At 52.1% G+C, this 7,469-nt stretch carries 7 protein-coding genes; 2 read left to right on the top strand and 5 right to left on the bottom strand.

Annotated elements, in window-relative coordinates; genetic code table 11:
* A partial coding sequence (locus tag ACTF5Z_RS10510; RefSeq protein WP_438985590.1) for a DUF3604 domain-containing protein occupies positions 1-1,454 on the bottom strand: 1,454 nt, incomplete at its 3' end.
* Between the two features lie 103 nt (positions 1,455-1,557).
* Positions 1,558-2,778, bottom strand: a complete 1,221-nt coding sequence (locus ACTF5Z_RS10515) for an argininosuccinate synthase (protein ID WP_009576179.1) — start codon at positions 2,776-2,778, stop codon at positions 1,558-1,560.
* A 126-nt stretch (positions 2,779-2,904) separates the two neighbouring features.
* Between ACTF5Z_RS10515 and pyrC the strand changes: the two genes are divergently transcribed.
* Together pyrC and rnt are read left to right on the top strand one after the other, a co-directional pair.
* Entirely contained in the window at positions 2,905-3,948 is a 1,044-nt protein-coding gene (pyrC, locus tag ACTF5Z_RS10520) for a dihydroorotase (protein ID WP_438985591.1), read from the top strand.
* Positions 3,945-4,580: a ribonuclease T gene (gene rnt / locus ACTF5Z_RS10525; protein WP_438985592.1), complete on the top strand. Its 636-nt coding sequence runs from the start codon at positions 3,945-3,947 to the stop codon at positions 4,578-4,580. The genes pyrC and rnt overlap by 4 nt, the downstream gene beginning before the upstream one ends.
* Before the next feature lie 3 nt (positions 4,581-4,583).
* Here the strand turns inward: rnt and ACTF5Z_RS10530 are convergent, their stop codons facing one another.
* The 3 genes from ACTF5Z_RS10530 to ACTF5Z_RS10540 all read right to left on the bottom strand — a co-directional run.
* Positions 4,584-5,183 (bottom strand): LON peptidase substrate-binding domain-containing protein, encoded by a 600-nt coding sequence (locus ACTF5Z_RS10530; protein ID WP_438985593.1) that lies wholly within the window; start codon positions 5,181-5,183, stop codon positions 4,584-4,586.
* A 2-nt stretch (positions 5,184-5,185) separates the two neighbouring features.
* Positions 5,186-5,449, bottom strand: a complete 264-nt coding sequence (locus ACTF5Z_RS10535) for a Fe-S-cluster oxidoreductase (RefSeq protein WP_438985594.1) — start codon at positions 5,447-5,449, stop codon at positions 5,186-5,188.
* Positions 5,436-7,469, bottom strand: a 2,034-nt coding sequence (locus ACTF5Z_RS10540) for an efflux RND transporter permease subunit (protein ID WP_438985595.1), incomplete at its 5' end; no start/stop codon positions are given. The genes ACTF5Z_RS10535 and ACTF5Z_RS10540, both read right to left, overlap by 14 nt.

Below are 7,469 nucleotides of genomic sequence, written 5' to 3' on the forward strand. Positions count from 1 at the left end.
GTTTCAAGCGTATCGACTTTGGTCAGCAAATCCTCTTGATAGTCACCCGCAAAAAAACGTACCTGCATTCTTGGACCCGATGTGCCGAAGGTCTCGCGACGCTTCAGCGCTGCAAAAATTGCCTCGCGCGTATTCGATTCCGCCCAAACACCGGCCAGACCACTGGCAGAATATGAGGCCGCCGACCTACCAACAAGCAAGCCCTCTTCGCCTGAATTCTCTGCCTGTTCCCATTCCGTTCCTGCGGGACCGTAGGGTACTGAATGACGTAATTTTGGGTCCCGCCCTTCCGAAGGGAATTTCCCCCAGTAAGTAGACTCCACATAGGTTCCCGCCGCTAAGTGCGTATCGCTGGCACCAATGAAGCCAAATTCGAAGGGATTAGCACCCTGCTCCTGCTGGAGCTGAATACCTTTACTAAGTGAGGGGCGTGCGTAACTGCCCTCGGCGTCTTGATTCAGCATATTCGAACCAATCAGATAAGGGTAATGCTCGAACTCAGCCCACTCGTCGTCCGGTGAAAATGCGGGGCGCGTATCCGAGGTACCCTTAATTTGTGTGATTTCCATGATGGGTTCGTTGCGCACGCGTTGCTCCATCAATTCTTTGGATAGGGGCTCGCCATTTTCATCGGTAGCCGAAAACATTAAACCGTTCGAAGCATTCGAATTGTGCGGAATGGCTAAAGAATCATTCCCAGCAGCGCGCTGCTGCTCCATCCAATTCCAGAGCTCAGCAGGATCACCAGACAGGAGGGTCGTAAAAATGTCGTCAGGCGCAGTATCTTCAAACACCACGTTACGGTGCAAATTTGCTGCCGCTCCCTGCTCGACATCGACAACCCGCATTGCGGTGAATTCGTAAGCGGCAAAGGTCGTGAATTCGCCCGGTCGATAATATTGGTCGGCAATATCTGCCGTTTTACGCCAATTACCGGCAATAAAACTGCGATCGTAAATATCCTCAAGCGGCGACTGCGTTACAAAGGACAGACCAATCTTCGCGAACGTAGCATCTGATTGGCTGGCGTTGGCGCCAAAGGCCGCTTGGGCTGTTGCCGTCTTCGACATCGGACTGTTGGGGTCAGCCATAGCAGGCACCACGCCTAAGTATTCACCGTGGTCGGTCACGGCGTAAAAATCTAAGGGCGGACCCGCAAGTTGTATCATCCCGCCGGCATCTTGCGGGATGGCTTCACCTTGAGCATAGAGATACGCGTCCTCAGGCGAACGACGCACGCCAAATACAAAAGCATCAAACGACTGTGAGGTGTGTACGTGTAAATCACCAAACAAGGCGGTTTTGGTGGGTGTGACTAGGACGTCAGTGACATCTTGATGACTGCTGGTCTCGGTTTTCTGTGGTTCAATACTTTGACGCTCAGAATTTTGACAGCCTGTTAGTGCGAGTGCCGCGGCGAATAGGGGCGAGATAAGAAACGCGCGCTTTTCCATGTTGCATCCTTTTATTATGATGCGCTCAGGATAATGTGAAAAACACCAACCCACAACGACAAAAGGCGCCCACTTGGCGCCTCTGTCAGACACTCCGTTGGAGCTAATCGTACTTCCGACCCCGGTTAGCTCCAATACGCATACGCAGCGCATTAAGCTTAATAAAGCCCTCGGCATCTTTCTGATTGTAGGCACCCGCGTCATCTTCAAAGGTGGCGATGTGCGCATCGAACAGACTGTCGTCTGACTGGCGGCCTGCCACAATAGCATTGCCTTTGTACAGCTTGACCCGTACTTTACCGTTGACGAAGGTTTGCGATTCATCAATCGCTTTTTGCAGCATGATACGCTCGGGCGACCACCAGTAACCGTTGTAGACCAGTTTGGCGTAGCGCGGCATCAGCTCGTCTTTTAAGTGTGCTGCTTCACGGTCAAGCGTCAGTGACTCAATCGCACGGTGGGCCTTGAGCATAATGGTGCCCCCAGGCGTCTCGTAACAACCCCGCGACTTCATGCCCACGTAGCGGTTTTCCACCAAATCAGCGCGACCGATACCATTGGCCCCACCCAGTTTGTTCAGGGTTTCTAAGACCGTCGCGGGGCTCATTTCGACGCCATCAATCGCAACGATATCACCCTTGCGATAAGTCAGCTCGATATAGGTAGGCTCATCGGGCGCCGCCTCTGGGCTAACCGACCAACGCCACATATCTTCTTCTGCCTCGACCCAAGGGTCTTCCAACTGGCCGCCTTCATATGAGATGTGCAGCAGGTTAGCGTCCATTGAGTAGGGTGACTTCTTCTTTTTGTTCGAGAAATCAACCGGAATGTTGCGCTCTTCACAGTAGGCCATAAGTGCTTCACGTGAGTTCAAATCCCACTCACGCCAGGGCGCAATTACTTGAATACCGGGCTTTAACGCATAAGCCCCTAATTCAAACCGCACTTGGTCATTCCCTTTACCGGTGGCGCCATGAGAAATCGCATCGGCATTGGTCTCGTTCGCAATTTCGACTAAGCGCTTAGCGATTAGGGGGCGGGCAATAGAGGTGCCCAACAAATACTCGCCTTCGTACACAGTGTTAGCGCGAAACATTGGAAATACGAAATCGCGCACAAACTCTTCGCGTAGATCTTCGATGTAGATTTCTTTAACACCCAAAGCCTCTGCTTTGGCGCGCGCAGGCTCGACTTCTTCACCCTGACCGATATCGGCAGTAAAGGTAACTACTTCGCAGTTATAGGTGTCTTGCAACCAACGCACAATCACCGATGTATCTAGGCCGCCCGAGTAAGCCAGTACCACTTTGTTGATGTCGCTCATGACAATTTCCGTAAAGCTAAAATTTAAGGTGGCATAGTTTACTCTTGCCGCAAATCAATTCCCAGTCTTGGTTTCGAAAAGCGCCTGTTTCAGGTAGCATCGTGGCATTGATCAAGGAGTTTACCTTTGCAGTCCTTAACGCTTATTCGACCCGACGATTGGCACGTGCACTTGCGCGATGGATCTTCACTGACACGCACTGTAGGCGACATGGCACAGGTTATGGGCCGGGCTATTGTCATGCCTAACTTAACCCCACCTGTCACCACCGTCACAGCAGCCGTGTCTTACCGAGAACGCATTCTAGCGGCCATGCCTAGCACCCGACAATTTGACCCTTTGATGGTGCTGTACTTAACAGACCAAACACGCCCCGAAGATATTCGCGAGGCTAAAGCATCACCCTGTGTTTACGGTGCCAAACTGTACCCAGCCGGTGCCACGACAAATTCCGATGCGGGCGTTGGTGATTTGAGTGGGCTGTACCCCGTGCTGGCGGTCATGGAGGAAGTTGGCCTACCGTTGTTAGTGCACGGCGAGGTCACAGAAGCAGACGTCGATATTTTTGATCGCGAAGCGGTTTTCATCGAGCAGCACATGCTGCCTATTACCCAGCGATTCCCAAACTTGAGAATTGTGTTCGAACACATCACCACGGCTCAAGCTGCGCAGTTTGTGGCCGAATCACCCGCCCACGTTGGCGCAACCATCACCGCGCATCATTTGCTGCTTAACCGGAACGATTTACTCGTGGGTGGCGTTCGCCCACACCACTACTGCCTGCCCGTATTAAAGCGTCGTACCCACCAAGAGGCTCTGATTCGAGCGGCAACGTCGGGCGATCCAAGCTTCTTCTTGGGCACCGATTCAGCACCTCACATGCAAGGTGCCAAGGAATCTGCCTGCGGATGTGCTGGCGTGTATACCGCCCACGCAGCGATAGAGCTCTACGCTGAGGCCTTCGAGCAAGCGAACGCCATGGAGAAGCTAGAAAACTTTGCGTCGGTGTTCGGCCCTAAGTTCTATGGCCTAGAACCCAATACCGACACCATCACGCTGGTTAAACAACCTCAAAGCGTCCCCCAAAGCCTTGCTATGGCCGACAGCCAGCTCATACCAATGCGCGCCGGTGGCGAGATTGCTTGGAGCGTACTTAAGGATCCCCAGTGAGCGCCGACGAAGAGCTTTGCGAGATCAAACAGCGCTTTCGGGGCTTCTTGCCCGTCATTATTGATGTCGAAACTGGCGGCTTTAATGCCCAGACCGATGCATTGCTTGAAGTCGCGGCCACCATCGTACGCATGGAGCCAGACGGTGACCTGTATGTTCACGAGACGGTACACCACAATGTCGTGCCCTTTGAGGGCGCTAACCTCGAAGCCTCCGCTTTAGAATTTACCGGTATTGATCCCTACCACCCCTTTCGCGAGGCGCTATCAGAAGCCGACGCCCTAGAAAGCATTTTTAAAACGATTCGCAAAGAAATCAAAAGCACCCACTGCACACGCGCAGTCTTAGTAGGCCACAACGCGCATTTCGATGCGGGATTTATTAATGCGGCAGTCGAGCGAACGGGTTTAAAACGCAACCCATTTCACCCCTTCTCGTACTTTGACACCGCGACCCTCGCGGGACTTGCTTTTGGGCAAACGGTACTGGCCAAAGCGTGCTTACAAGCCGGGATCGAGTTTGATAACAAAGCCGCACACTCTGCGGCCTATGATGCCGACCGTACCGCCCAGTTATTTTGCAACATTGTGAATATTTGGCGCCAATGCGGTGGCTTTGACGCTAATCTTTAATCCTTAATCGCCCGACAATTGCGTCAATTCTTGATCCAGTGTCGCCATGAGACGCTCTAGAGAACCCGGAGCTAGTAGCGATAATTTTAACGATTCATCCAGTGGTAGCAGCTGCAATAAGTTGTAACCTACCTGCCAAGCATCGCGATAATCGATATCCAACTGCAAGCGTTCCACATGAGGATGGGCTTCGAGTGACTCCAGCACTTCGGCCAACCCCTCCCAGGTGTCCAGCAGGGGCGCGGGTGTCAGCGCTGCCTCAAACTCTGCGTCACACAATACCAAGCCATCTTCTGCCACCCGCAGGTTCGAGGCGGTAAACGTGTTTTTGCCTTGCAAGGTAATACCCAGCAATCCATTAGGCAGCTGATCCCAATCGACAATTTGCGCCACCGTGCCACGCTCGGCAACCACAGGGGGAACACGGCGGCCATCTTTCATGACTTCGCTCCCCTTAACCAATTGAATCACACCAAAGGTCGATCCCTCTCGCATGCACTGCTTCACCAGTTTTAGGTACCGCTGCTCGAATATCTGCAGCGGCATCTTGCCATAGGGCAGCAGGGTCGTCGGCAACGGAAACAGAGGGTATTCAGACTGCATGTTTAGGCCTTTGTTGGGTCAGACACTTCGTTAAGCCACGTCAAAATTTGCATGGCCTCTTCTTTACTCGAACCACAAAATTCGGGCTCCGCTTTAAAGTCATTACACCATCGGGGGCGCCTCGGATCACCGAATAAAGCACAACGGTCATCATCCATTAAATGCACGCAGCGCTCGCCCGCAGCCTTGCCATTGGGCATACCATAATAGGGTTGCTGAATATGTGGCACCCAACAGCAGGCGGCACAATGTTCACGACACTGCATGATTGGTTTCGGGGCCCAAGGGCTTCAGCAACACAATTAAACGCGGCAGCAGAAGAAGCGCACCCAGCACCGCAGCAATCATCGCCACCGCCGTCAACGCACCAAAATAAGTACTTGGCTTGAAGTTTGACAGAATCAGCATCGAAAAACCGATCACGACTGTTAAGGTCGTGTAGTACATCGCGCGCCCAATACTTAAATGACAGCGATGCATGGCCGCGGTGTAACTCTGGTCTAACGCAAATTCTCGCTTAAAGCGATGAACGTAGTGAATACAGTTATCGACTCCCATACCGACCACAATCGCAGCGATGGTAATAGTCATAATATCGAGCGGAATGTTCGCCAAGCCCATGATACCCAGCACCAAACCCGCCGCCAGCAAATTAGGGGCCAATGCCAGAAGCGCCAAACTCAGCGAACGGAACAACAGATAAAACATCACCAAAATCACACCAAAAACCGCACCTAAGGTCATGATCTGCGAGGCAAACAAACTTTGTAGGACGTTGTTATACAGGACCAACATGCCCGACATAGTGATACGCTCTTCTTCAATGCCAAGTTCGTTGATCAAATCGTCTTTGACCTGCTGCAAGAAAGCGTCGCGACGGAGCGTTTTACTGGTTTCCTTAACACGCAAACTAATACGTGCCTCGTTACGCTCAGCATCAAAATAAGGCGTTTGCAACAAATCGGCGATATCAGCGGGCATGCTACGCTGCACTAAGGCCAATTCGACACTACCTATAGGGCCGTTAAATAGCACCTCCACCGTGCTGAACAAGGTATCCAGCGACATGACCTTGCCAACCTCATCGCGGCTTTGCAGATAATTTTGTACTGCGGCAATTTCTTGTCGGCCTTGCAAACTAAACCAATAGCTCGGTGTAAACCCCGCCTCTTGAGCTTTCTCAACATCGGTAGAGTCACTGAACAAATCCCCGTCTGCGAATGGGTCATCCTCTGCGAACACATCGCCTTCTGAGGCGAACAGATCTTCGTCTGCAGCAAAGAGATCATCTTGTGATGATCCAGCAAACGGGTCGTCCTCCAAAAACGGGTCGTCATCCGCAAAATCGCCTGCGTCTGCTTCTGTGTTGCCACTACGACCAAGATCGGCGAACAAATCGATTTCTTCAGGGGCCGCTAAAGTGATATCGAACCCAATCGTGCCGCCTAGCTCAGCATCTAGCAGCTCCATACCCTGATAAATCTCGGTAGTTTCTTTAAAGTAGTCAATAAATCGGTTCTCGACTTTCAGCTGGCTCACGCCCGCCACCACAGTCACCACCAAAGCGCCTGTTAATGTAAGAATAAGACCACCGCGCTCGTCCACCCAACGGGCAAAATGTCTTGTAAAGGGTTTCTGATCCGCGGTATGCACCATCGGCTTTCCCGCCGGCCATACGCGCATCATGGCTGGAACGACTGTAAAAGCAAAAATTAAGGCCAGTGCAATACCCAGCGTCATCATCGAGCCAAAATCAATAACAGGCTGTATACGCGATACCAACAACGACAAAAAGGCAACAATCGTCGTCAAGCCAGTGTACAAACAGGGCACAGCCATGGCAGCCATGGCCGCTTCGATTCGGTCGGCATCAGCCATATCGGGATTACGCTGATGTATTTCGCGGTAACGCACCACCAAATGAATGGCGATCGACAAAGATATAATCAGCAATACCGCCACAAAGTTAGACGATATGACAGTCATACGCCAATCCATGGCCGCCAGAATACCCAGAACAACAGCTACGGTGACGATACAAGTCACAACGGGTATCGCGACCCAACGCGCACGTTGAAACACCACAGCTAACACCAACATCATAACGCCCACAATGGCAGCACCGAACACCACCAAATCACTGCGTACAAAGGCCACCATATCAGAGGCAATCATAGGTACGCCGCCCACAAAAATGTCGGCATGCTGACGGTAGCGTTCGGCAATTAAACGCACCGACTCGACCAGTTCACTGCGTTGCGCCATGGCGTACGCTGAAGCGGCTTT

This window comes from Aequoribacter sp., from assembly GCF_965659035.1.
Lineage (GTDB): Bacteria > Pseudomonadota > Gammaproteobacteria > Pseudomonadales > Halieaceae > Aequoribacter.